The organism is Constantimarinum furrinae, assembly GCF_014295415.1.
Classification (GTDB): domain Bacteria; phylum Bacteroidota; class Bacteroidia; order Flavobacteriales; family Flavobacteriaceae; genus Constantimarinum; species Constantimarinum furrinae.
Map to the genome: position 1 here is coordinate 1 of NZ_CP052909.1, position 26,066 is coordinate 26,066.

Here is a 26,066-nt window from a genome sequence, read left to right on the forward strand (position 1 = left end):
TTTTTTTGTTCACATATTTGCAATGTTAAGATAATGTTAGAGGAATTCCTTTTCTCACTTCTTATCTGCGCCTTTTTAACTAACTAAAACTTCAACCTCAACTATGAGCAAAACTGCGGAATCGGTTTGGAACAATTGTTTGTCCTTTATTGAAGATAATATCACTTCACAAGCGTACAAAACCTGGTTCGAACCTATAAAAGCCGTAAAACTTGCTGATAACGCTCTTAGTATACAGGTTCCCAGCAAGTTTTTTTATGAATGGTTAGAGGAGCATTATGTAAAGTTATTAAAAGTTGCCTTAACCAAAGAATTGGGGTCAAAAGCCAAATTGGTCTATGTGATCAAAATGGAAAACACCTATGGCAACAAACAACCCTTTACTGAAAAGATCCCAAGTTCAAACAGAAGTAACTCACAGGCTTCCCAAGAGGTCGATGTACCTTTGAAGAATAAGAGTCCCGAATTAAAGAATCCTTTTGTAATTCCGGGGATCCGAAATGTTAAGATAGAATCGCAACTCAATCCCAATTATAATTTCGACAATTTTCTGGAAGGGGAATCCAATCGCTTGGCCCGTTCGGCAGGGATGGCTGTAGCCAATAAACCAGGAGGCACTTCGTTTAATCCCTTATTGGTATTTGGTGGTGTTGGATTGGGTAAAACGCATCTTGCTCACGCTATTGGTGTTGAGATCAAGGACAAGTATCCGGAAAAAACGGTTCTCTATATTTCAGCCGAAAAATTTACTCAACAATATATCGAATCGGTTAAGAAGAACAACCGTAACGACTTCATACACTTTTATCAGATCATCGATGTGTTGATCGTGGATGATATTCAATTACTATCCGGAAAAGCCGGTACACAGGATGTATTCTTTCACATCTTCAATCACCTTCACCAAAACGGAAAACAAGTCATTTTAACGAGTGACAAGGCTCCGGTGGATATGATCGACATTGAACAACGCCTGTTGTCAAGGTTTAAATGGGGGCTTTCGGCCGAATTAAATCACCCCGATTACGATACACGGGTAGCCATAATTCAGAATAAATTATACCGTGACGGTGTGGAAATGCCCGAAGATATTGTCGAATTTCTGGCAAATAATATAAAAACCAATATTCGCGAACTGGAAGGTGCCATTATTTCGCTAATCGCTCACTCGTCTTTTAATAAACGAGAGATCACTATCGACCTCGCTAAAAAGATCGTCGATAATTATGTAAAACACACCAAGCGAGAAGTTTCTATAGATTATATCCAGAAAGTAGTAAGCGAATATTTTCAGATGGATGTGGATACACTTCAGTCTAAAACAAGAAAACGTCATATTGTTCAGGCCAGGCAATTGGCAATGTTCTTTGCTAAAAAATTCACTAAAGCCTCTCTGGCTTCCATTGGGTCTCAAATTGGACAGCGCGATCACGCCACGGTACTTCACGCCTGTAAAACAGTAGATAACTTATCCAGTACAGATAAGCAATTCCGAAAATACGTAGAAGACCTCAACAAAAAACTGACGCTGTAAAGCACAGTTCCTTTTTTCACATTTTTTTCGTTAATTTCCAACTATGAAAACAAAAGTTTTAATGGTTTGTCTTGGCAATATCTGCCGCTCTCCTTTGGCAGAAGGAATCCTGAAATCTAAAGTAGATACTGCTAAGGTGTATGTTACCTCAGCAGGTACCGGGAGTTGGCATGTTGGTGAACAGCCCGATCCACGAAGTATTGCCGTAGCTAAAAAGAACGGACTCGATATTTCTAATCAGCGCGGAAGACATTTTACGGCATCCGACTTTGATGAGTTCGATCATATCTTCGTAATGGACAACTCAAATAAGAAGAATGTACTCGATTTAGCTGTTTCAGAAGATCAAAGAAAGAAGGTTCGTCTCATCATGGAAGAGATCTTTCCCAACGAAAATGTAGATGTCCCGGATCCTTATTACGGTGGAGAAAACGGATTCGATCAAGTCTATGATATGCTGGATAAAGCCTGTACTTCTATTGCTAAACGGCTTTAACTTTTATTATTGAAGGCTTTTAGCTAACTTAGTGTATCTTAAAAAAAATGTTATGAAAAATATCTTTACTATTCTCCTGTTTTTGGGGTATGCTATTACAATCCATTCGCAAGAGCCTGCGCTAATCACGTTTGCAACGGGCTTTAGCAGTCCGGTCGACCTGAAGCATGCCGGTGACGACCGTCTCTTTGTGGTAGAACAGGGTGGACGAATCAAAATCCTGAATTCGAACGGAACAACGAATACCACCCCATTTTTAAACATCTCTACTTTGGTTTCAAATGGAAGTGAGCAGGGATTGTTAGGACTTGCCTTCCACCCCGATTATGATACCAACGGATTTTTCTATGTAAATTATACTAAAACCAACGGAGATACCAGAGTTGCACGATATTCTGTGGATCCGGGTAATCCGGACATTGCCCTTCCCGGTTCGGAACTGACGATTATAGAATATACCCAACCGTTTCCAAATCATAATGGAGGTGGTCTTCAATTTGGACCCGATGGCTATTTGTATATTTCTTCAGGGGACGGAGGTAGCGGCGGCGATCCCGGCAACAGAGCACAAAATACGACAATTCTACTAGGCAAAATGCTTCGCCTGGATGTTGACAATCCGTCGGGAGGTAATAATTACGGTATCCCGACTGATAACCCATTTTCAGGTAGTACTGTTAATGCGGAAGAAATTTGGGCATACGGACTGCGAAATCCGTGGCGTTTTTCTTTCGATCGTGACACCGGGGATATCTGGATTGGTGATGTGGGTCAGGGTGATGTTGAAGAGATAGATAAAGCTTCGGGGACCGAAGCCGGTCTAAACTACGGATGGCGTTGCTATGAAGGATCGGCACCCTTCAATACCGCAGGATGTCCACCTGTGGGAGATCTTACATTTCCCATTGCAGAATACTCTTCTTCTTCAGGAAGTGGAAACTGCTCAATAACGGGTGGATATGTATACAGGGGAAGTCAGTATCCACTTATACAAGGCATTTATTACGCAGCCGATGTATGTAGTGGTAACATCTATACTGTAGGTACTTCAGGAAATCTTATAAATCACGGATCTTTTGGTGGAAGTTGGGTGGCCTTTGGGGAAGATTTGGCTGGAGAAATGTATATTGTAGATCTGGGAGGTACCATCTATAAAATGGAAGACAATTCGCTGATTGGATATGAGGATAATATACTCTCCAACCTTGCTATTTTTCCTAATCCTGCTTCAGAATATATCACCTTATTGCTGGAAGAAAGCACCATTTCATCAATTACGATCACGGATCTTAAAGGGAGTACTATTGCTTCGGAAGAAAATATAAATACGTCACAAAAAAATGTTTCGGTCAACGCAATGCGTCCGGGATTGTATTTGATTAAGGTGATCGACACCAATGGATATACCACCGTAAAGAAACTAGTGATCCGCTAAACTGAATATGAAACCCCAAAAAGGCAACTTATATTTAATCCCTTGCACTCTAGGTGATACTCCGCCTTTAGAAGTATTGCCGCTGTTGGTTAAAAAGGCTGTGGAACATATCGACCACTATATTGTGGAGCACGAGAAAAATGCGAGACAATTTATAAAAAGTATCGTTCCCAGAAAGTCACAACCTGATCTGCAATTTCAGCTGATCAATAAATTTACCAACGAAGGTGAAATTCCTCAAATGTTATCTCCTTGTTTTGAAGGAATTGATGTGGGCGTGATAAGTGATGCCGGTTGCCCGGGTATTGCCGATCCCGGAGCAGCGGTGGTAAAAGAAGCGCATGCGAACGGAATTAAAGTGGTTCCACTGGTGGGACCCTCCTCTATTCTAATGGCGATGATGGCAAGTGGGTTTAACGGACAAAATTTTGCATTTAACGGTTATCTTCCCATTGATAAGAAAGAACGAAAAGCCGAGTTGAAACGACTTGAAAGGCTTTCATATGAGCGAGACCAATCGCAACTGTTTATAGAAACACCCTACCGAAACAATCAGATGTTAGAAAGTCTGTTGGTTTCCCTACACAAGGATACCCGGCTTTGTGTGGCTTGTGATATAACTTTGCCTTCAGAATACATTAAAACGACAACAGTAGAACATTGGAAAAAAATAAAGGTGGACCTCCATAAGAGACCCACCTTGTTTGTAATTCAGAAATAATCCTTTTACATCACCTTTGCTTTTGCCTTTTTATTAGGCAAAATGTGTGAAGTATCGTATCCCGAGAATTTCTTTAAATAATATCGAATAGAAGTACCAAAGGCATCACTAAATCCCTGTGCTCCTCCACTTCGAAGGTATTTCTTCACATTTCCTGCTCCCGCCAAATGTGCAGCGGCCAAAATACCTGATTCAGTAACCTTTACACCATTGATGTATTTTCCATTATATCGTTTAATGTCTTTTCTAAGAATCCATTTGTTTCGAGACGTATAAGCAGAAAATGCAGCTTCCTGTAATTTTGAATCCTTCAAAAAGCTATCGGGATTGTATATTCCGATCATTTGAAGTGTAGTTCTGGCAAACTGGTATTTACCTAAATAACCAAACTGGTTAATGGTAGAGTAATCTCCACGGGATTCTTTAAAACCTAAAGCTTCTTTAAATCCAACATAAGATTTTCCTAAAAATAAATTATAATTAGGATTCGGGTCAAGCATAGTGAGAGCTACCTCATCTTCATTAGGAACATGAAAATAAAGCTCTAATCCACTAGTAGAAAAGTGAGACGGGGCTTTTTTCTTTCCAAAAGAAAAACCCGTAGTCACTAATACTGCTACAATCACAATTAAACTAATGCGTAATAGTTTGCTTTTCATTTTTTAAAAATTAAAGTGAGAATTTCCTCACCTAGTTTTCAGCGCGCAAAGATACGGTTTATTTTACAAATTTGATTATCAGCATGTTAATAAATGTTAAAGAACTTCTAAAGCTATACTAAACTTTAGCTAATGGTTTTTTTTTGCACTTCTAAAGATACTTCCCAAACCCTTTAGTTTTAATTCTATACGCACTTAGTATGAACCGAATTATTAACAACAAAACATGAAAAAAGCCAGGCTTGTCGACCTGACTTTTTCAATAATTATAATGTCGCTCTGGCATTGTTATCTGGGAGTATGGATGATATATCATAACCTGCAAAGACTTTCATGTACTTTGTTATGGGAACGTTATTTGCGTCAGCAAACACGTCTTGCCCATTAGATTCAAGAAACTTCATTACGTTTCCTGCACCTCCCAAATGGGCTGCGGCGATTAAGCCGGATTCGGTTATGCTAATACCATTGATTATTTGGCCGTGGAATTTATCAATATAGTCCTTTAAAACCCACTTGTTTTTGGAAATTAAAGCTTCAAAAGCTTTTTCCTGTAACAAAGGGGAATTTAAAAACTGACTTCTATTGGTAACTCCAACCCATTGAAGGGCAGATCGTCCAAACTGATATTTGCCTGCATAACCAAGTCGATTAACAGCCTTGTAATTACCACTGCTTTCGGAAAAGCCGAGGTCTTCACAAAAACCAAGATACGACGTCCCAACAAAAGGAATATTCTGTTGGGGATTCATATTTACTTCAAAATCGTAGGGAACATAGGCAAGTTCACCTGCAATTTCTGAAATAAATATAGAACTGCTAAAAGTTTCTCCTTTCGAAGTGGTTCCCGCTGCACAAAGCAGCACCAAGGTTATTAGCAGCACAGACAATTTCATAAAACTTTTTACCATGTTTTATTTATTTTTAAGAATTATAATTATTGCCTGTAAGCCTCGTGCTTACAGGAAATAGTCTTAAAACAAACACGAACAAGTAGCCAGCAAATTCACGCTTGCCAAAAGGTCTTATGATTGTCAATTACGTTATTTCAAAGATCTTAGCACTAAAAAAATCTCTTTACGAGATTTCATTAATAAAAATAAGAAAACAATAAGCAGTGGAGCAGGTGTTAACAGACTTTAACCCCTTATTTTAGAAAGGTTTAACAGGAGTAAGACTATCGATTCACCCCATTCTCATTCACCCAGCGCACGTACTCCGCCTTGTTGCGATTATGCTGTGCCAGGGTTTTTGCGAACTTATGGTACCCGAAATTTGTAACATCGGCCACAAAATAAAAATAATCGTGTTTTTCGTAGTTTAACACGGCGTCAATAGAGGAGATATCGGGCATGGCAATGGGACCGGGAGGTACTCCTGCGTATTTGTAAGTATTGTACGGTGAATCAATTTCCAGATCCACATACAATACTCTTTTGATCACTTGATCGAAATCATTTTCAGTGAGCTTTTTGGCATAGATCACGGTTGGGTCTGCCTGAAGCAACATTCCCTTGTTTATCCTATTCATGTACACCCCTGCAACCCGCGGACGCTCGTCTATTTTAGCCGTTTCTTTTTGAACTATAGCTGCTAAAGAAATAACCTGGGCTCTGCTGAGTCCGAGTTCTTTTGCTTTTTTGGTTCTGTTTTCGTTCCAAAAACGTTCGTATTCGGTCTTCATCCTATCTCTGAACGCTTCAGCATCGGTATTCCAATACAGTTCGTACGTATTAGGAACATACATCCCCAAAGCGGTCTCTTGGGTTAGATTGGCATCCCTTAAAAAGATGCTATCCCGCATTGCTCTTATAAGGGAAACACTATCGGCTTCTATATGCTGCGAAATTCGACCGGCAAGATCTTCCAATCGCTCCTGATTATTAAACTTTATGTTAATAGGGATGTTACGGCTGCGAAGGGTATTTATTAGCTCATTATTATTCATCCCCTTTTGTATTATAAAATGTCCCGGCTTTATGTTACTCACGTACCCTTTCTTTTCGGCAGTTTTAGCAAAAGATTCTATATTGTCGAGCAAAGGTCTCAGTTCTTCAATTACTTTTGAAAAATCAGCATTAGTAGGAATATAAACATGTGCTTCCTTGTTATTGAATGCGGTATTTTCTGAAAAAAAAGTGTTGTAGACATACATGGCGAATCCGCCCATTACTACCAGTCCGAGCAGCAGGATCGCAACGATTATTTTTTTGATATACATACGCTTTAGGTAATAATGTTAGTTTAAAAGTAACTGAAAAATATGTTCGTTCTTAAATTTTCCTTCTGAATAGATCCAATCTTTTTTTATTCCGCTCTCAGTAAATCCCAATTTCTGAAAAAGGCGAATACTCCGTTCATTGTCCTCTGTTATATTGGCATAGAGCTGATGAAGGGCTAAATGTCTCAACGCATAATCTTTTACCAATTGAAGCGCTTCTGAAGCAAATCCTTTTTGCTGGTCTGTTTCCCGGAATATTACGATCCCAACCCCTACCCGTTTGTGTTTAGGTTCAAAATCGAAAAGATCGATAAAACCTACCGCGTTCGAGTCTTCTTTTTTACAGATAACTAATCGGAGTTGCTTAACTTCAAAAATATCACGGTGTGCATTTTCGAGATATTGTTTTAGAACAAATTTGGAATAGGGTGTTGTGGTATTACTAACTTCCCAAACAGACATATCGTTTTCCAGATCGTAAAGAAATTCAAGGTCCGAAGGTTCCAACGCACGCAGAAAAATATGTTCTCCTAAAAGTCCTTTCATTCCCACTCTCCTTTAAAAACCATGGTTGCGGGGCCTATTAGAAAAATGTCTTCATATCCCTCTGTCGTTTTTTTATAACTAACTTTTAAAACACCGCCAGGTGTCTGCAGGCTTACTTCATTTCCGGTGGTCATACCTGTTTCAGCCAGTGCTAACGCCACTGCGGTAACCCCTGTTCCACAGGAAAGGGTTTCATCTTCAACACCTCGTTCGTAGGTTCTAACGTTCACGGTATCTTCAGATATTGCTTCAACAAAATTAATATTAGCGCCTTCCGTTCCGTACAGAGAATTCCGAAGGGACCGTCCTTCGTTAAAAACATCATATTCCTGCAATCCTGTAACCATGGCAACATGATGAGGAGAACCGGTATTGAGATAACAATAATGATTATAAACCTCAATATTATTTACGTCCTGCATCTTAAGCGAAATTACATCGCCTTCGATAGTGGCGTGATGAACACCGTCTACAGCTTCAAATTTGGCTTTGGCTTCAATAATGCCTAAAAAACGGGCGAAATGCGTGATACAACGTGCGCCGTTTCCACACATAGACCCGGGATTTCCGTCGGCATTGTAATAGATCATTGAAAAATTGGCAGTTTCACTATCCTCGAGCAGGATAAGTCCGTCTGCACCTATGCCAAATTTTCGGTCGCACAACCTCGATACGAATTTGGTATTATTTTTGGGGAATTCTCCACGACGGTTATCAATCATGACGAAGTCATTGCCGGTGCCCTGATATTTGTAAAACTGAAGTTGCATGGTGGCAAAGGTATAAAAACCAACACCCCAAAACTATGTTTTGCTGGTGTTAAATAGTCGTTAAAACTGAAATATTACAAAAATATTTTCGTCTTATAATTGTTTAAAAGTTAATACTAAAAAAGAAAGAACATGAAACAGACCCTAAGATTATTTTTAGTAGCGCTGGTTGCCGGTGCATTGACTCTGGGTGGGTACAAGCTCCTGGAAGACAAAAATGAGATCGTTATTTCTGAGGCTTCACAGGATCCTTCCTTTATTCCTGCCAATTATACCAGTAATTTATCAAGTACACCATTTAATATAGACTTTACAGAGGCTGCCGAGAAAACGGTACACGCTGTTGTTCACGTCACCAATACCACCATTAGCAGGCAGCCCACAAATATGATGGAATATTTTTACGGTGGCGGACAAGCCCGTGCTATGGTAGGAAGCGGTAGTGGTGTTATTATTAATCCCGACGGATATATTATTACCAACAATCACGTGATCGCCAATGCAGCCCAACTTGAAGTTACGCTTAACAACAATAAAACATATAAGGCCGAACTTATCGGTACCGATCCCAAAACCGATATAGCCCTGATAAAGATCGACGCAAAACAAGATCTTCCGTATGTCACTTTTGGTGACTCTAACGAACTGAAAATAGGAGAATGGGTGCTTGCTGTTGGAAATCCTTTTAACCTTACCTCTACGGTTACTGCAGGGATAGTAAGTGCCAAGGCCCGGGATTTGAATGAATTTGATCGCAATCCGCAGTCCTTTATTCAAACCGATGCTGCTGTAAATCGTGGAAACAGCGGGGGTGCCTTAGTAAATATTAGAGGAGAACTGGTTGGTATAAATACAGCTATTACCTCCGAAACCGGGTCGTATGTAGGGTATAGCTTTGCCGTGCCGTCCAACAATGCGAGAAAAGTGATCGAAGACATTATGGAGTACGGTAATGTTCAACGCGGGATTCTGGGAATCCAGGGGTCTACCCTTAATTCTCAAAATGCAAAACAATTTGGGATCAGTGAAACCGAAGGAGTATATGTTGCCGGAATCGAACCCGGTAGCGGTGCTGCCGAAAGCGGAATTAAGGAAGGTGATATCATAAAGCAACTTGACGGATATAAAGTAGGTAAATTTTCAGACCTGGCCGGCTATCTGGGATCGAAACGTCCTAATGATGTAGTAGATGTTACCGTGCTGCGTAGCGGTAAAGTAAAAACGATTCCCGTTACCCTTGTAAAGCTGGAGATCTATCAAATTGAAGAACTGGGAATAGAAGTCAAGAACGCGACCAATGCCGAATTGCGAAGAAGAGGCCTCTCCAATGGCGTTTTGGTCACCGAATCCTTAAGAAAAGAGCGTTCCAGATATGATCTCAGCGGAATCATCATTACCAAGATCAACGGAACTGCCATAAAAAATATAGACGATGTAAAACAGGTCATGTCGAATCGTGCCTATAACGAAGATGTTGAAATGACCTTCGTAAACCGAAACGGTGAATTAAATACCATTATTTTTAGAAATTAGAACTGCTCTCTTTCGGTTTGTTGGTTTAAATCTGAAGAAGATACCCCTCTTAAAATCATATTTTTAGAGGGGTATTTATTTTTACAAATTTGCTTCACCAAGACATTTATAATAATTATTTTTGCAGCAAAATTTAAAACTAATTCCTCATCTTAAGGAGGACCCTAAAAAACACCACTATGAGTTTTGATGACGTTTATGAAAAAGAACTGTCTTTTCAAACCGATCGCCGTAAGGCTTCCGTAGAATTTATTAAGATTATCAGTGACCTTTGGTATGATAAATCTATTGAGTTGGTATTGTTCAGAAACCAGCTTATTGACCGCAATGTGAGCGAGATCCTAAATCTGCACGAGTATGCCGGGGAATTTGTTCAGAAACCAATTTCCATCTTCGATTCTGTAGAAATTGCTCAGGCGATCAAAACACTGGATCTTCCACCTGCAAAACTCGACATTGGTAAACTTACTTACGAATATCACCTAGAAGACAACCGCTATGAAGATGCGATCGCATTTGTAAGTGATAAATTAAAGGATGCCAAAGAGAAAAAGAACATTACCCCTAAAGACGTAGTGTTATACGGTTTTGGACGGATTGGACGATTATTGGCTAGAGAGCTAATGACACGAACCGGACAAGGAAACCAAATGCGTCTTCGTGCGATAGTTACACGTGGCGCAATAGATCAAACTATTCTGGAAAAACGTGCTTCTCTATTACAATACGACTCAGTTCATGGTGATTTTCCGGGAACAGTAAACATCGACCTTGAAAATCAGGCACTCATCATTAACGGAACAACGGTTCATATCATTTCAGCAAACGCTCCCGAGGAGATTGATTATACTCAATACGGCATCGAAGATGCGCTTGTAATTGATAATACCGGAGCCTTTAGAGATGACGTCGCTTTGGCACGTCATTTAAAAGCAAAAGGCGTTGCAAAGGTCTTACTTACCGCTCCGGGAAAAAATGTTCCAAACATCGTTCACGGGGTGAATCATGGAGAGCACGATCCAAATACAGTTGATATCTTTTCGGCTGCATCCTGTACCACCAATGCAATTACGCCGGTACTAAAGGCTGTTGAAGATTCTTTTGGTGTGGTACAAGGTCATTTGGAAACGATTCATGCCTATACAAACGATCAGAATCTTGTGGACAATATGCACAAGAAATACCGTCGTGGACGTGCAGCTGCCTTAAACATGGTTATCACAGAAACCGGTGCCGGTAGCGCCGTTTCAAAGGCACTTCCATCCTTCGAAGGAAAACTAACGTCCAATGCGATACGGGTTCCTGTTCCTAACGGTTCTTTGGCGATCTTAAAGCTTGAACTTCAGGCAAAGACTTCGAAAGACGGAATCAATGCGGTGATGAAGAAATATGCTCTGGAAGGTGATCTTGTGGAGCAGATCAAATATTCCTTAAACAATGAATTGGTTTCCAGCGATATCGTAGGGTCTTCGGCACCTTCTATATATGACAGTAATGCAACCATAGTTGCTAATGACGGTAAGAATGTAGTGCTTTATGTATGGTATGATAACGAATACGGTTACAGTCATCAGGTGATCAGATTGGCGAAGTATATCTCTAAGGTAAGACGCTATACCTACTATTAGTAGCTTCGGAAGGTATTCCGAAAACTCATTATAAGGTTAAACTGAAAAGCTCATCGGTATGATGGGCTTTTTTTTATGATCGATTATCTCTGATCGAAAAATTTTTCTTCTCACAGCAATTATTACACCAGAGAACAAAAGGGATAAATGTTGTCATTTAATGAGAAATTCTTAAGAATGGAAAACCTATAGCATCATTGGAATAAAGTTGTAATTTTATTTTATGAAAATTGTAAGAGCTTCTTCCCACCAAATTGATGAATTGACTCCATTGTTTAACGCCTACAGGGTTTTTTATAAGCAGGCATCAAGTCTTGAGGCCGCCAAGGCATTCTTATCACAGCGCTTTAAAAATGAAGACTCTGTGATCTTTATCGCACTGGATGACGATGGCAACGGACTCGGATTTACACAGCTTTACCCTTCTTTCTCCTCGGTATCGATGCAACGCACCTTTATTTTAAATGATCTTTATGTCTCCGAAAATGCGCGAAATCGTGGGGTTGGAGAAGCCCTATTGGAGGCTGCCAAAACTTTCGCGATTACAGAAGGAAGTAAAGGGCTAACTCTGGAAACCGAAGTTGACAATCCGGCACAGCATTTATACGAGCGTCTGGGTTGGAAAAAAGATATTCATAAATTTCATTATACCTGGGAGATATAAATTGGGTTAATTGAATTAATTTTACAACTTAAACCATTTTTTATGGATCATCTTACCAAACTTGAAGAGCTTCTGGATCAGGCTAATCTGGATATTAAAGAAGGACGTTATGACGAGGCGACGAACAAACTTGAAAAGATACTGGATATAGATTCTAACTTCGGAAAGGCCTACAATCATCTTGGCTATTTGTATGAAGTGAAATTCAAGGAATACGAAAAAGGAGAAACACTGTATAAGTTATGTCTTGAGAAGAGTCCGATGTATCCTGCCGTGTACTATAACTATTCTATATTGTTATCTACGCTTGGAAAGTATGACGAATTAAAAGAGTTATTGGATCAGGCTATCAATATCCCCGGAATCACAAAATCGACGATTTATAACGAATATGCCATCATGTACGAGCAACAGGGTAAACTGGATGAAGCCATTGAACATTACCGAAAGGCAGCGCTCAATACTTTGGATAAATCGGTTCTGGAGCGTGCCAAAGGTTCTATAGATCGCTGTAAGATGAAAAAAGAACTCTTATAAGATGCGAATTGACATTATTACCGTTCTACCCGAATTACTTGCAAGTCCGTTTGAAGCTTCCATTTTAAAACGAGCCATTGAGAAAGGCTTGGTTGAAGTGCACACACATAATCTAAGAGACTTTTCTACGAACAATTACAAGCAAATTGACGATTATCAGTTTGGTGGTGGTGCCGGGATGGTCATGATGATAGAACCCATTGACAAATGCATTTCGAAACTAAAATTAGAACGGGAATATGACGAGATCATCTATATGACCCCGGATGGCGCTACACTATCGCAAGGGATTGCCAATGAATTATCACTGAAGGGGAATATTATCATACTCTGCGGTCATTATAAAGGAGTGGATCAACGGGTACGCGATCATTTTATCACCAGGGAGATCTCGATTGGAGATTTTGTACTGAGCGGTGGTGAACTTGCGGCTGCAGTACTTTGTGATGCAGTGATTCGTTTACTGCCGGGTGTATTGGGAAATGAAACCAGCGCCTTAACCGACTCTTTTCAGGATGATTTGTTGGCGCCGCCCATTTATACCCGTCCGGCCGACTATAAGGGCTGGAAAGTTCCGGACATACTGTTAAGCGGTAATACTGCAAAAATTGAAGAATGGCGGGAAAATGAAGCCCAAAAGCACACTGAAAAACGCCGACCCGATCTGTTGGAATAAGACAGCGTTAGGGACTCACCGCTGCAGCTTTAGCTGCCAAGGGGAGCTTGTTGAGCGGTGTGTTTGAGCTCTCCTCCTGCGCTCCTGAAGGAGCAACGGAGGAAGCGAGTAGCGAAAGCCCGGCCGCGCTGCCATTCAAGGCTTTTGAGAGACTTCTATATTTTGCGCGGCAACGCCCTAAAAAAAATAAGTAAAAACGTTGCAGCATTGTAGAAATTCACTATTTTTGCAACCGATTTAATCCAACCTCTGGCGATCACCGTGAATGTTGTTTTAAGCACAACTTTTAATAAGAAATAACATGGAATCCTTAATAAAATTTGTTCAGGACGAATTTGTAGAGAAGAAAGAATTTCCGAAGTTTAGCGCCGGTGATACGATCACAGTGTACTATTCGATTCGTGAAGGAGAAAAAACCAGAACTCAGTTCTTTAGAGGTGTAGTGATCCAGGTAAAAGGAACCGGAGCATCTCAAACCTTTACCATTAGAAAAATGTCGGGAACAGTTGGTGTGGAACGTATCTTCCCGGTAAACCTTCCTGCCTTGCAAAAAATCGAGATCAATAAAACGGGTAGTGTACGTAGAAAACGTATCTATTACTTTAGAGGTCTTACTGGTAAAAAAGCCAGAATTAGAGAAAAAAGAAGCTAGGATTTCATTCCAAATAAGCTCAAAAAAGCGGATCAATACTGGTCCGCTTTTTTTGTGAACTAATGTTAATAAACTCGGTTCATAAGTTGTTAATTTTTAAACCGTTAGAAAAGTTGTTTTTTTCAATTTCTGTATTACATTAGCAATATCAAAATGATGTCACCATCATTGCGACAAAAATAAAGTAACGTTCTTTATACACTTTTTCAGATTGTTTGAGATGCTAACGATCCTCGCGATGGTTAGGGTTGAGATCGGAAAAAGTTCGAGTTTGTTTTTTGAGACATAGAGCAGCTTTTAGTTGCTAGTTCGATAAAAACATTTCTCATTGAAACAGATCACAGCTGCAAGGGTATAATAAACTTGCTTCGAGTCGTAAAGACTAGTTGGTAACGATGTGTTTCACAAGAAGCCATGTCAATGTAGCAGTACAGTGATATGGCTTTTCTTGTTTTATAAGAGTTTCTGCTCTATTCCATAAAACTTTAAAGCAGTGTCGGTTTAATTTGATCTTAAAAAAAAATAAACTTCTTCACTCCGCTTCCCTGAAACTTTTATTGCCTTCCTCAAATCCGTATATTTGCAGCTCTATTTGAGAAAAATTCTGAACAATTACATATAACGTCTTAAAATCAACTTTGATGTCCAAAACCGCCAAGATCATTTACACGAAAACCGACGAAGCTCCATATTTAGCAACTCACTCCCTGCTTCCCATTGTTAAAGCGTTCACGGCACCATCAAATATTAAGATCGAAACCCGGGACATCTCTCTCGCAGCCAGAATTCTTGCAAATTTTCCTGAATATCTTTCAGAATCGCAAAAAGTAAACGACGCGCTTTCCGAACTTGGAGCCTTGGCCAAAACTCCGGAGGCCAATATCATTAAACTTCCAAATATTAGTGCATCAATTCCACAGCTCACCGCTGCCATATCCGAGCTTCAGAAAAAAGGCTATCCCCTACCCGACTATCCTGAGGAGCCTAAGAGCCCTGATGAAAAGAAAATTAAAGCTACCTACGATAAAATTAAAGGGAGCGCCGTAAATCCTGTATTACGTGAAGGAAACAGTGACCGTCGCGCACCGAAAGCCGTTAAGAATTACGCCAAAAAGAATCCGCATAGTATGGGGGCCTGGAGCAGTGATTCCAAAACTCATGTAGCTACTATGTCTCAAGGCGATTTTCGACACAACGAGAAATCTGTGACCATAGCAAATGACGGCTCACTGAAGATCGTCCTCAATCATAACGCATCAAACGAGCTAGTACTAAAAGAGACTGTTCCGGTTTTGAAAGGAGAGATCGTAGACGGTTCGGTCATGGAGAAAAAAGCGTTGCTCAATTTCTTACAAGCTGAATTTGATGACGCCAAAAACAAGGATGTTTTGCTTTCATTACATATGAAAGCCACGATGATGAAGGTAAGTGACCCTATTATCTTTGGGCATGCAGTTCGTGTGTATTTCGAAGAATTATTTAAAAAATACCATAAGACTTTCGACGCGTTGGGTGTCGATGTCAACAATGGCTTTGGAGACCTTCAGGGAAAACTGGACGAACTTCCTGCCGGTGAGCGATCGGCGATAGCAACCGATATCACGAACATACTTAATTCCAATGCCGACCTTGCCATGGTGAACAGCGATAAGGGCATTACCAATCTTCATGTCCCCAGCGATGTGATCATCGATGCCTCTATGCCGGCAATGATCCGCAATTCGGGTAAGATGTGGGACAAGGACGGAAATACTCAAGACACCAAGGCCGTTATCCCGGACAGCAGTTACGCTGATGTATATCAAACCACGATCGACTTCTGTAAAAAACACGGTGCCTTCGATCCTACTACCATGGGAACCGTTCCTAACGTGGGCCTAATGGCTCAAAAAGCAGAAGAATACGGCTCACACGACAAAACTTTTGAGATCCCTGAAGAAGGAACCGTCTCGGTGATCGATGATCAAGGCAACATTATTATGACTCACAAGGTCGCTAAAGGGGATATCTGGCGTATGTGCCAGGTAAAGGACCTGCCTGTTCAGGATTGGGTAAAGTTGGCTGTGTCCAGAGCCAGAGCTACGGGTAGTCCTGCTGTTTTTTGGCTGGACGAAGATCGTGCTCACGATGCAGAGATCATTAAAAAAGTAAATCAATACCTGACGCAACACGATATCAACGGACTGGAAATTAAAATACTTAGCCCTAAAAAAGCAACCGAATACACACTACAGCGCGTAAAAGAAGGTAAGGAAACCATTTCGGTAACAGGAAATGTACTACGGGATTATTTAACCGATCTTTTCCCCATACTCGAATTGGGTACAAGCGCAAAAATGCTGTCCATCGTTCCGCTTATGAACGGTGGTGGTTTATTTGAAACCGGCGCGGGAGGATCGGCACCAAAACACGTACAGCAATTTGTTAAAGAAGGCCATCTTCGCTGGGATTCGCTGGGAGAATTTCTTGCTCTGGCAGTTTCATTGGAACATTTAGGTCTTACCTATAACAACAATAAAGCCCTGGTACTTTCGGAAACACTCGATGAAGCCACAGAAAAATTATTGGAAAATAAAAAAGGGCCCTCCCGAAAGGTAAACGAGATCGATAACAGAGGAAGTCATTTTTATCTTGCCATGTACTGGGCCGAAGCGCTTGCTGCACAGGATAAGGATACGCTCCTAAAAGATCGCTTTACGCCGATAGCAAAGAAAATGCAGGAAGAGGAGTCAACGATCATGAAAGAGCTTAATCAGGCTCAAGGACATAAGGTTTCCATTGAAGGCTACTATTGGCCTAACGAAGCATTGGTAAGTGCCGAAATGAGACCGAGTAAGACTCTTAACAATATACTTTCATCAATAAAGTAATCACAGTTTTCACCCTTAAAAAGCCTTCAATTTTCGAAGGCTTTTTTGTTCTAGGCCCGAAGAACTTTAACATCCTCAAATATTTCAAAAATCGTAAATTCGCATATGGCCTTTACCAAAACCACCGAAGAAGATTCCAGGTACGACGGACTTGAAAACATGTCGGTTAGCGAGCTGCTTCGGAATATAAATGCCGAAGACAAATCGGTACCCTATGCCGTTGAAAAAGCACTACCGCAAATTGAAGCCCTCACGGAGGTTGTTTCAGAACAACTGAAAGCGGGTGGAAGATTATTTTATATAGGAGCCGGAACCAGCGGTCGTTTGGGAATCGTCGATGCGAGTGAGTGTCCGCCCACCTTTGGAGTGTCTCATGATGTGGTAATAGGATTGATTGCGGGTGGTGATTCCGCGATCAGAAAAGCCGTAGAGTTTGCCGAAGATTCTCTCGATCAGGGTTGGAAAGATCTTCAGGAGCATAAGATCTCGGAAAAAGATGTGGTCGTTGGTATCGCCGCTTCGGGCACCACGCCCTATGTGATCGGTGCGTTGGAGCAATGTAACAAAAACGGAATTGTGACCGGTTGTATTACCTGTAATGAAGGAAGCCCTTTGGCAAGTACCGCTAGCTATCCCATCGAAGTTGTCGTAGGTCCGGAGTTTGTCACCGGCAGTTCGCGAATGAAAGCCGGCACTGCTCAAAAACTGGTCCTTAATATGATCTCTACCGCTGCGATGATTCAGTTGGATCGTGTTAAAGGCAATAAGATGGTCGATATGCAATTGAGTAATAATAAATTGGTCGACCGCGGCACGCTTATGGTGATGAACGAATTAAAGATCTCCCGGGAGCAAGCTCAACAACTGTTAAACGAGCACAAGAGTGTTCGAAACGCCATTAATTCTTATAGAAATGAGTCACACCAATAAGGCATTATTGCTAAAGGGTCTCAAACGATTAGCGATCTGTATCCCTTTAGTGGTGCTTACCACCTATATCCTTACCTTTTCTTTTCTCAACAAGGAAACCATTCCTTTGTATATCTTCCTTCCGCTGGGTATCATAGCTATGGGGATTACCATATTTTTATTATTCAGTGGAATAAAGATAATTCTGAAAGCCGTTTTCGGTTATTAAACTCTTAATCCTGTTTAATAAGTCGTACCGTTTGTTGATGATCTCCAAGATCAATATGGATCAGATATATTGCTGCAGATAGTGATGAAACATCGAGGGTTGTCTTATTCGAATTCACTTTTTGCTGCATCACCTGCTGTCCAAGTAATGTATATACGGTAAGCTGTTCTATTTGCTGTGAGTTGCTAATGGTTACCAGTCCAGTAGTAGGATTGGGATAAACACTAGACACCGCCAATTCATTATCTCCTACAGATAGGATTATTTCAACGGTCACGGCAAGGAAATTACTCAAACAGTTATTTACAATATTCACGGCATAATACGTAGTCCCATCAACCAATGGAGTTGACAATGGCAACGGATTGGTACCGTTCATTGCATCCATCTCTGTGGCGAACCAGGTGACACTGCTTGGAGACACTACAATATCGGCTAGCGTAGCCCCCGGAGGAAAAGACTGCATCGCATCCCCGGTTGGGGTAGGTGGAGGCGTACAAGGTGTAAGCGACACCCGACCAAAAAACTGACTGCTTCCGGCAGCGACTGTGGTCGCGTTTCCGGTTCCCGGATCGAGTATATGTATTCCGGCTCCATTGGATATAAGCACATTATCATCATCCAGAATGGCCACACCTCTTAAACTCCCCTGAGCACCGTAATAGTTCAGAATTGCGCCGGTATTCCTGTCAAATTCATAAAGCCCCGACGAATTTGCACCTGCAACACTAAAAACTGCCGCGTAGAGTGACGTATTATCAACAACTTCCATCTGCTGAACAAAATTTACTACATTATTGTTTACCACATTTCCTAAGAGAGCACCGCTGTAATCTCTACGTTCTATTCGGGAACCACCATTAATATAAGAAAGGTAAACTTCTCCGCCGCCTATATCTATGATATCGAAAGTAGAATCACCTGTACTAAAAGATCCAAGATTATTACCGTCAAGATCAAACCGTACTATAGCATCCCCGGGAGCCCCATTACCATTGTCGGCATTGGTCACCCAAACTTCTCCGTTTACAACGGCCATCCCCTTAATATTGTCCAGGCCTCCCGAAATAGTGCTCAAATAGGTACCGGACAGGTCAAAACGGTCAATACGGTCTCTTATCTGATCGGAGATCCAGATCTCATCCAACACCTGTATGATTCCCTTAGGTGTTCCCGGATTTAACGGGGTAAGATCGATAAATGAAGGATCGACTATGGCACCATTTGCAGGATCTAATAGTACTACATTTGGGGACTGTATCACTGCAATTCTGTCTTGGGCATATGCTATGCTACCGGAAAGAAAAATGAATAAAAGAGCAAATAGAATGATTTTAGAAGTAATGATTTTCATAATTGGTTTGTTTAGTTGCGCCAATATAGATAATATTTTAAATCTATTAATATGATAGAGTAATAAATTTCCGGGAAGTGCGCGGCCTAAGACCATAACAAGGTATCCACTAAGTTTCCATAATAAAATCAGCAATGAATTAGTGATTCGTTTACTGGTTTCGTTGGGCAATCCTTTGCCCAATAATTTTAAGAGTTATTCTAATTCATTGACAGGCAAAGTCAGGCCATCCGTTATATCTCTCCTTGTGCTGTGAGCAGCAAAGGAGAGGATGCCACTGCTGTCCTTATTGTAGGCCTATGAAAAACCCATTTGGAGATCCCCATAAGATGGTTCCATTTCGAAATATTGGTGGTTTGCAACGGGAAGATTTCTTCTCCCCCGAAGGCAGCGGGTGTTGTGTGCTAAAAAAAAGGAACATCCTGTGTATGGCAAAGTGAGATGGCTCTGAAGCAGTTGTTGATTGTTGTAGTTTTCAGTGTCTAAAAATCAACGTCTCTACGACCAAATGGCTATCATCGTTGGAGGTAAAGAAGATTTCCCCCAACTGAAAGAGGGTCTGGCGGCTTTATCGATGGAAACAGCAAATCCCGGTGTTTTGTAGATTAAAAAAGTACAAAACCCAGGGATTTTCTACCACCTATTTGTGGAAGGTAAATTTTGTTCAAAAAAAAAGACCCAACCTATTGCTAAATTGAGTCTTTATAAGAATGTGGCTCATTAGATTGAAACGGAAAACGCAGGGATTTCGTAACTTATTTAACGTACAAGATCCCTGCTTTTTCCACCACGCCACTTGTGGGCGTTGCGTTTAGTCCATAAAAAAAGTCCCGATTCTATAAAGAATCGGGACTTAAAGAAGGCGGCGACCTACTCTTCCACAAATGTAGTACCATCGGCGCAAACGGGCTTAACTTCTCTGTTCGGAATGGTAAGAGGTGAGCCCCGTCGCTATAACCACCTTAGTTGTAAGTAATTAGTTGTTAGTCGTTAGTAATTAGTTGTCTAATTCCTGGGTACTAACCCCTAAGTACTGCAGCCTTTGGCTGCAAATATCTTAACATATCGGAAAAAAGAAATAAGGGAAAAATAACTAATAGAAGGTGAATATACTCAGGTAAAAAGAGTTGCCTCCTCCCCTTGCGGGGAGGAAAGCGCGTACATAAGCATACGGGTTATTAGTATCACTCGGCTACGTACATTACTGCACTTACACCTGTGACCTATCAACGTGGTAGTCTCCCACGACCCTTTAAAGAAATCTCATCTTGTGGTGGGTTTCGCGCTTATATGCTTTCAGCGCTTATCCCTTCCCGACGTAGCTACCCAGCAATGCTCCTGGCGGAACAACTGGTACACCAGAGGTCAGTCCAACTCGGTCCTCTCGTACTAGAGTCAGATCCACTCAAATTTCTTGCGCCCACTGTAGATAGAGACCGAACTGTCTCACGACGTTCTGAACCCAGCTCGCGTGCCACTTTAATGGGCGAACAGCCCAACCCTTGGGACCTTCTCCAGCCCCAGGATGTGACGAGCCGACATCGAGGTGCCAAACCCCCCCGTCGATGTGAGCTCTTGGGGGAGATCAGCCTGTTATCCCCGGAGTACCTTTTATCCTTTGAGCGATGGCCCTTCCATGCGGAACCACCGGATCACTATGCTCTACTTTCGTACCTGATCGACTTGTAGGTCTCTCAGTCAAGCTCCCTTATGCCATTGCACTCTACACACGATTGCCAACCGTATTGAGGGAACCTTTAGAAGCCTCCGTTACTCTTTTGGAGGCGACCACCCCAGTCAAACTACCCACCAAGCACTGTCCCCATATACATGGGTTAGGCTTCAAATAAGTAAAGGGTGGTATTTCAACAGTGACTCCACCACGCCTGGCGACGCAGCTTCGAAGTCTCCCACCTATCCTACACATTACTTATCCAAAGTCAATACTAAGCTATAGTAAAGGTTCACGGGGTCTTTTCGTCCCACAGCGGGTAACCGGCATCTTCACCGATACTACAATTTCACCGAGCTCATGGCTGAGACAGTGTCCAGATCGTTACACCATTCGTGCAGGTCGGAACTTACCCGACAAGGAATTTCGCTACCTTAGGACCGTTATAGTTACGGCCGCCGTTTACCGGGGCTTCAATTCAATGCTTCGCACAAGTGCTTACATCTCCTCTTAACCTTCCGGCACCGGGCAGGTGTCAGGCCCTATACTTCATCTTTCGATTTTGCAGAGCCCTGTGTTTTTGATAAACAGTCGCCTGGACCTCTTCACTGCGGCCCTCAATCTAATGAGGGCGACCCTTCTCCCGAAGTTACGGGTCGATTTTGCCTAGTTCCTTAGCCATGAATCTCTCGAGCACCTTAGAATTCTCATCCCAACTACCTGTGTCGGTTTAGGGTACGGGCTGCTTCACTCGCTTTTCTTGGAAGTCGATCCTTTAGGATTATCACCGCAGCCGTAGCCTTAGTGTACTATCGCCGTGTTACCACTGGCTTCAACGTGCTATTCCGTCAGCACGCACCTAATTCTCGCCTCCGTCACTTTTAACGTGAGCAGGTACAGGAATATTAACCTGTTGGCCATCCACTACCCCTTTCGGGTTCGCGTTAGGTCCCGACTAACCCTCAGCTGATTAGCATAGCTGAGGAAACCTTAGTCTTTCGGTGTGCGGGTTTCTCGCCCGCATTATCGTTACTTATGCCTACATTTTCTTTTCTATCCGCTCCAGCATACCTCGCAGTACACCTTCAACGCAAACAGAATGCTCCCCTACCGCCATAAATGGCCCATAGCTTCGGTAGATAGTTTATGCCCGATTATTATCCATGCCGGATCGCTCGACTAGTGAGCTGTTACGCACTCTTTAAATGAATGGCTGCTTCCAAGCCAACATCCTAGCTGTCTGTGCAATCCAACCTCGTTTATTCAACTTAACTATCATTTGGGGACCTTAGCTGATGGTCTGGGTTCTTTCCCTCTCGGACATGGACCTTAGCACCCATGCCCTCACTGCTAGTCAACATTTTATAGCATTCGGAGTTTGTCAGGAATTGGTAGGCGGTGAAGCCCCCGCATCCAATCAGTAGCTCTACCTCTATAAAACTAAACTAACGCTGCACCTAAATGCATTTCGGGGAGTACGAGCTATTTCCGAGTTTGATTGGCCTTTCACCCCTACCCTCAGGTCATCCCAAGACTTTTCAACGTCAACGGGTTCGGTCCTCCACTATGTGTTACCACAGCTTCAACCTGCCCAAGGGTAGATCACACGGTTTCGCGTCTACTACTACTAACTAAAACGCCCTATTCAGACTCGCTTTCGCTACGGCTCCACCTCTTAAAGGATTAACCTTGCTAGCAACAGTAACTCGTAGGCTCATTATGCAAAAGGCACGCCGTCACACATAAATGCGCTCCGACCGCTTGTAAGCGTATGGTTTCAGGTTCTATTTCACTCCCTTATTCAGGGTTCTTTTCACCTTTCCCTCACGGTACTGGTTCACTATCGGTCTCTCAGGAGTATTTAGCCTTACCGGATGGTCCCGGCAGATTCATACAGGGTTTCACGTGCCCCGCACTACTCAGGATACTGCTATCTATTATGATCTTTACTTATACAGGGCTATCACCTTCTTTGGCTCCTCTTTCCAAAGGATTCTAATTCATTACACATAGAATGTCGCAGTCCTACAACCCCAGTATTGCCGTAACAACACTGGTTTGGGCTAATCCGCGTTCGCTCGCCGCTACTAACGGAATCACTTTTGTTTTCTCTTCCTCCGGGTACTTAGATGTTTCAGTTCCCCGGGTTCGCCTCCATAAATGGATAACTATTCTTCAAATAGCTGGGTTGCCCCATTCGGAAATTCGCGGATCAATCGGTATGTGCCCGTCCCCGCAACTTATCGCAGCTTATCACGTCCTTCATCGCCTCTGAGAGCCTAGGCATTCCCCATACGCCCTTACTTTGCTTATTGTACTTTTTTGCTCTTTAATGAGTTATTCAATATTTTCAGTATACAGTACACAGTATCAGTAAACAGTAAAACTGCCAACCAAGTACTGAGACCGCAAACTGATCTTTTACTTTATTATTTGCTTTTCTCGTATTTCTTATTCCAATATGTCAATGAACGTTTCTGATCTCTCCTGGTAGCTTCAGCTAAAAAACTATCCAAGGTCATAAATCAAATAGGTTGTCAAAATTTCCGGTGTCGGAGTTTCCGCCCCTGGCGGAACATCCTCAAACTTCAATTTTGAGAATGCTCTAAAAGAATCTCAATCGAAAAACCTCAAAAAGTAAACTTTCTACGTTTTTCTCTTTCCGATTCTGCTTATTAAAGCATTCATCGTGGAGAATATCGGAGTCGAACCGATGACCTCCTGCGTGCAAGGCAGGCGCTCTAGCCAGCTGAGCTAATTCCCCATATACTAGTAGTTAGTACATAGTAGTTAGTAATTAGTATCACAACTAAGTACCTCTCAACTTCTAGAATTTCCTTTCAATAATCAATGAACGTCGCACGAATAACTAATGCCTAGTTACTAAGTACTGGCAGCTTTGCTGCGTGGTAGTCTCAGGCAGACTCGAACTGCCGACCTCTACATTATCAGTGTAGCGCTCTAACCAGCTGAGCTATGAGACTGTTTCAAAAAAAAGCCTCCAGCGATTAAGTATCCAGCCAGTGAGAGTATAAACCATCACGTAATGCTTAATTACCTAAGACCTTTATATTATAAAATTGACAGCTAAACCAAGCTAAAGCTTTGTGACCTTTTTAAAGAGTGATCAATCTTTGTCGTACCTATCTTACCTGCTCGCGCAGGCAAGCTCTAGAAAGGAGGTGTTCCAGCCGCACCTTCCGGTACGGCTACCTTGTTACGACTTAGCCCCAGTTACTAGTTTTACCCTAGGCAGCTCCTTGCGGTCACCGACTTCAGGTACTCCCAGCTTCCATGGCTTGACGGGCGGTGTGTACAAGGCCCGGGAACGTATTCACCGCATCATGGCTGATATGCGATTACTAGCGATTCCAGCTTCACGGAGTCGAGTTGCAGACTCCGATCCGAACTGAGATAGGTTTTATAGATTCGCTCCTGCTCACGCAGTGGCTGCTCTCTGTACCTACCATTGTAGCACGTGTGTAGCCCAGGACGTAAGGGCCGTGATGATTTGACGTCATCCCCACCTTCCTCACGGTTTGCACCGGCAGTCTTGTTAGAGTTCCCGACATGACTCGCTGGCAACTAACAACAGGGGTTGCGCTCGTTATAGGACTTAACCTGACACCTCACGGCACGAGCTGACGACAACCATGCAGCACCTTGTAATGAGTCCGAAGAAGGGCGTGTTTCCACACCTGTCCCACTACATTTAAGCCCTGGTAAGGTTCCTCGCGTATCATCGAATTAAACCACATGCTCCACCGCTTGTGCGGGCCCCCGTCAATTCCTTTGAGTTTCATTCTTGCGAACGTACTCCCCAGGTGGGATACTTATCACTTTCGCTTAGCCACTCAGACCGAAGTCCGAACAGCTAGTATCCATCGTTTACGGCGTGGACTACCAGGGTATCTAATCCTGTTCGCTCCCCACGCTTTCGTCCATCAGCGTCAATATAGTATTAGTGATCTGCCTTCGCAATTGGTATTCTGAGTAATATCTATGCATTTCACCGCTACACTACTCATTCTAACCACTTCATACTAATTCAAGACAACCAGTATCAAAGGCAATTTTACGGTTGAGCCGCAAACTTTCACCTCTGACTTAATTGCCCGCCTACGGACCCTTTAAACCCAATGATTCCGGATAACGCTTGGATCCTCCGTATTACCGCGGCTGCTGGCACGGAGTTAGCCGATCCTTATTCTTACGGTACCGTCAAATCCCCTCACGAGGGGAGGTTTCTTCCCGTATAAAAGCAGTTTACAACCCATAGGGCAGTCTTCCTGCACGCGGCATGGCTGGATCAGGCTCTCGCCCATTGTCCAATATTCCTCACTGCTGCCTCCCGTAGGAGTCTGGTCCGTGTCTCAGTACCAGTGTGGGGGATCCCCCTCTCAGGGCCCCTACCTATCGTAGTCTTGGTAAGCCGTTACCTTACCAACAAACTAATAGGACGCATACTCATCTTATACCGTAACCTTTACTATATAAATGATGCCATTCATATAGACTATGGAGGATTAATCCAAATTTCTCTGGGCTATACTCCAGTATAAGGTAGATTGTATACGCGTTACTCACCCGTGCGCCGGTCGTCGGCGGTGCAAGCACCCCGTTACCCCTCGACTTGCATGTGTTAGGCCTGCCGCTAGCGTTCATCCTGAGCCAGGATCAAACTCTTCATCGTGTAATCTTAAATAATAATTCAAGCACAACAAAAAATCTTCACTCAAAAAAATCTCAAGAGTCTTTAACTTAGTTTAGTTTCAATACAAGTCATATACGTTTCCATACATAACTCATACGCTGTCAATTTCAATAAATCAATGAACTTTTCTGATTTCTCGCCTAAACAAACTTGTGTTTTTAATAGTCACTCATCGTTTTAGCGGGTGCAAATGTACAACACTTTTTTTAACCTGCAATAGATTTTAAAAATTATTTCAGAAAAAAA

20 protein-coding genes, 2 tRNA genes and 3 rRNA genes are annotated in these 26,066 nt (G+C 42.2%); 14 read left to right on the forward strand and 11 right to left on the reverse strand.

Annotated elements, in window-relative coordinates:
* The first annotated feature begins 103 nt into the window (after positions 1–103).
* The 4 genes from dnaA to ALE3EI_RS00020 are packed head-to-tail and all read left to right on the forward strand — an operon-like array spanning position 104 to position 4,186.
* Positions 104–1,534, forward strand: coding sequence for a chromosomal replication initiator protein DnaA (gene dnaA, locus ALE3EI_RS00005; protein WP_186989588.1), 1,431 nt, complete (start codon positions 104–106; stop codon positions 1,532–1,534).
* A gap of 43 nt (positions 1,535–1,577) precedes the next feature.
* Positions 1,578–2,030 (forward strand): low molecular weight protein-tyrosine-phosphatase, encoded by a 453-nt coding sequence (locus tag ALE3EI_RS00010; RefSeq protein ID WP_186989590.1) that lies wholly within the window; start codon positions 1,578–1,580, stop codon positions 2,028–2,030.
* Between the two features lie 52 nt (positions 2,031–2,082).
* Positions 2,083–3,465 (forward strand): PQQ-dependent sugar dehydrogenase, encoded by a 1,383-nt coding sequence (locus tag ALE3EI_RS00015; RefSeq protein ID WP_186989592.1) that lies wholly within the window; start codon positions 2,083–2,085, stop codon positions 3,463–3,465.
* Positions 3,466–3,472: 7 nt separating this feature from the next.
* Entirely contained in the window at positions 3,473–4,186 is a 714-nt protein-coding gene (locus ALE3EI_RS00020) for an SAM-dependent methyltransferase (RefSeq protein ID WP_186989594.1), read from the forward strand.
* A 5-nt stretch (positions 4,187–4,191) separates the two neighbouring features.
* On the opposite strand, the gene ALE3EI_RS00025 is transcribed toward ALE3EI_RS00020, so the two are convergent.
* From ALE3EI_RS00025 to dapF, 5 genes are all read right to left on the reverse strand, one after another.
* Positions 4,192–4,845: a peptidoglycan-binding protein LysM gene (locus ALE3EI_RS00025; protein WP_186989596.1), complete on the reverse strand. Its 654-nt coding sequence runs from the start codon at positions 4,843–4,845 to the stop codon at positions 4,192–4,194.
* 266 nt (positions 4,846–5,111) lie between these two features.
* Entirely contained in the window at positions 5,112–5,756 is a 645-nt protein-coding gene (locus ALE3EI_RS00030) for a peptidoglycan-binding protein LysM (protein WP_186989598.1), read from the reverse strand.
* 266 nt (positions 5,757–6,022) lie between these two features.
* On the reverse strand, positions 6,023–7,066 hold the full coding sequence (gene mltG, locus ALE3EI_RS00035; protein WP_186989600.1) for an endolytic transglycosylase MltG: 1,044 nt from the start codon (positions 7,064–7,066) through the stop codon (positions 6,023–6,025).
* Positions 7,067–7,084: 18 nt separating this feature from the next.
* Positions 7,085–7,612 (reverse strand): GNAT family N-acetyltransferase, encoded by a 528-nt coding sequence (locus ALE3EI_RS00040; protein ID WP_186989602.1) that lies wholly within the window; start codon positions 7,610–7,612, stop codon positions 7,085–7,087.
* A complete protein-coding gene (gene dapF, locus ALE3EI_RS00045; protein ID WP_186989603.1) occupies positions 7,609–8,382 on the reverse strand; it encodes a diaminopimelate epimerase in 774 nt (257 codons plus the stop codon). Before dapF ends, ALE3EI_RS00040 begins: the two co-directional genes overlap by 4 nt.
* A gap of 132 nt (positions 8,383–8,514) precedes the next feature.
* On the opposite strand from dapF, the gene ALE3EI_RS00050 reads away from it, so the two are divergent.
* From ALE3EI_RS00050 to ALE3EI_RS00090, 9 genes are all read left to right on the forward strand, one after another.
* Positions 8,515–9,915 carry a trypsin-like peptidase domain-containing protein gene (locus ALE3EI_RS00050; RefSeq protein WP_186989605.1) on the forward strand — a complete coding sequence of 467 codons (1,401 nt, stop codon included), beginning with the start codon at positions 8,515–8,517 and terminating at the stop codon, positions 9,913–9,915.
* A 179-nt stretch (positions 9,916–10,094) separates the two neighbouring features.
* A complete protein-coding gene (locus ALE3EI_RS00055) occupies positions 10,095–11,543 on the forward strand; it encodes a glyceraldehyde-3-phosphate dehydrogenase (RefSeq protein ID WP_186989607.1) in 1,449 nt (482 codons plus the stop codon).
* 223 nt (positions 11,544–11,766) lie between these two features.
* Positions 11,767–12,207, forward strand: coding sequence for a GNAT family N-acetyltransferase (locus ALE3EI_RS00060; RefSeq protein WP_186989609.1), 441 nt, complete (start codon positions 11,767–11,769; stop codon positions 12,205–12,207).
* A 42-nt stretch (positions 12,208–12,249) separates the two neighbouring features.
* Positions 12,250–12,744, forward strand: coding sequence for a tetratricopeptide repeat protein (locus ALE3EI_RS00065; protein ID WP_186989611.1), 495 nt, complete (start codon positions 12,250–12,252; stop codon positions 12,742–12,744).
* A gap of 1 nt (position 12,745) precedes the next feature.
* Positions 12,746–13,420: a tRNA (guanosine(37)-N1)-methyltransferase TrmD gene (trmD, locus tag ALE3EI_RS00070; RefSeq protein WP_186989614.1), complete on the forward strand. Its 675-nt coding sequence runs from the start codon at positions 12,746–12,748 to the stop codon at positions 13,418–13,420.
* A 301-nt stretch (positions 13,421–13,721) separates the two neighbouring features.
* Complete coding sequence (gene rplS / locus ALE3EI_RS00075) at positions 13,722–14,072, forward strand: 50S ribosomal protein L19 (protein ID WP_186989616.1); 351 nt, start codon at positions 13,722–13,724, stop codon at positions 14,070–14,072.
* Between the two features lie 641 nt (positions 14,073–14,713).
* A complete protein-coding gene (locus tag ALE3EI_RS00080) occupies positions 14,714–16,942 on the forward strand; it encodes an NADP-dependent isocitrate dehydrogenase (protein WP_186989618.1) in 2,229 nt (742 codons plus the stop codon).
* 105 nt (positions 16,943–17,047) lie between these two features.
* Positions 17,048–17,872 (forward strand): N-acetylmuramic acid 6-phosphate etherase, encoded by an 825-nt coding sequence (murQ, locus tag ALE3EI_RS00085; RefSeq protein ID WP_186989620.1) that lies wholly within the window; start codon positions 17,048–17,050, stop codon positions 17,870–17,872.
* Positions 17,856–18,080: a DUF6095 family protein gene (locus ALE3EI_RS00090; protein ID WP_186989622.1), complete on the forward strand. Its 225-nt coding sequence runs from the start codon at positions 17,856–17,858 to the stop codon at positions 18,078–18,080. Before murQ ends, ALE3EI_RS00090 begins: the two co-directional genes overlap by 17 nt.
* Before the next feature lie 4 nt (positions 18,081–18,084).
* Here ALE3EI_RS00090 and ALE3EI_RS00095 read toward each other — a convergent pair whose 3' ends face one another.
* Complete coding sequence (locus tag ALE3EI_RS00095) at positions 18,085–19,434, reverse strand: T9SS type A sorting domain-containing protein (RefSeq protein WP_186989624.1); 1,350 nt, start codon at positions 19,432–19,434, stop codon at positions 18,085–18,087.
* 478 nt (positions 19,435–19,912) lie between these two features.
* Between ALE3EI_RS00095 and ALE3EI_RS13755 the strand changes: the two genes are divergently transcribed.
* Positions 19,913–20,038 (forward strand): hypothetical protein, encoded by a 126-nt coding sequence (locus ALE3EI_RS13755; protein ID WP_262891067.1) that lies wholly within the window; start codon positions 19,913–19,915, stop codon positions 20,036–20,038.
* 253 nt (positions 20,039–20,291) lie between these two features.
* On the opposite strand, the gene rrf is transcribed toward ALE3EI_RS13755, so the two are convergent.
* From rrf to ALE3EI_RS00120, 5 genes are all read right to left on the reverse strand, one after another.
* A 5S ribosomal RNA gene (gene rrf, locus ALE3EI_RS00100) occupies positions 20,292–20,399 on the reverse strand.
* A 194-nt stretch (positions 20,400–20,593) separates the two neighbouring features.
* Positions 20,594–23,420: ribosomal RNA gene (locus ALE3EI_RS00105) — 23S ribosomal RNA — on the reverse strand.
* Positions 23,421–23,796: 376 nt separating this feature from the next.
* Positions 23,797–23,870 (reverse strand) — tRNA-Ala (locus ALE3EI_RS00110).
* Positions 23,871–24,013: 143 nt separating this feature from the next.
* Positions 24,014–24,090, reverse strand: a tRNA-Ile gene (locus tag ALE3EI_RS00115).
* Positions 24,091–24,281: 191 nt separating this feature from the next.
* Positions 24,282–25,799, reverse strand: a 16S ribosomal RNA gene (locus ALE3EI_RS00120).
* Together the 16S, 23S and 5S rRNA genes with 2 tRNA genes alongside form the textbook arrangement of a ribosomal RNA operon.
* Between the last annotated feature and the right edge of the window lie 267 nt (positions 25,800–26,066).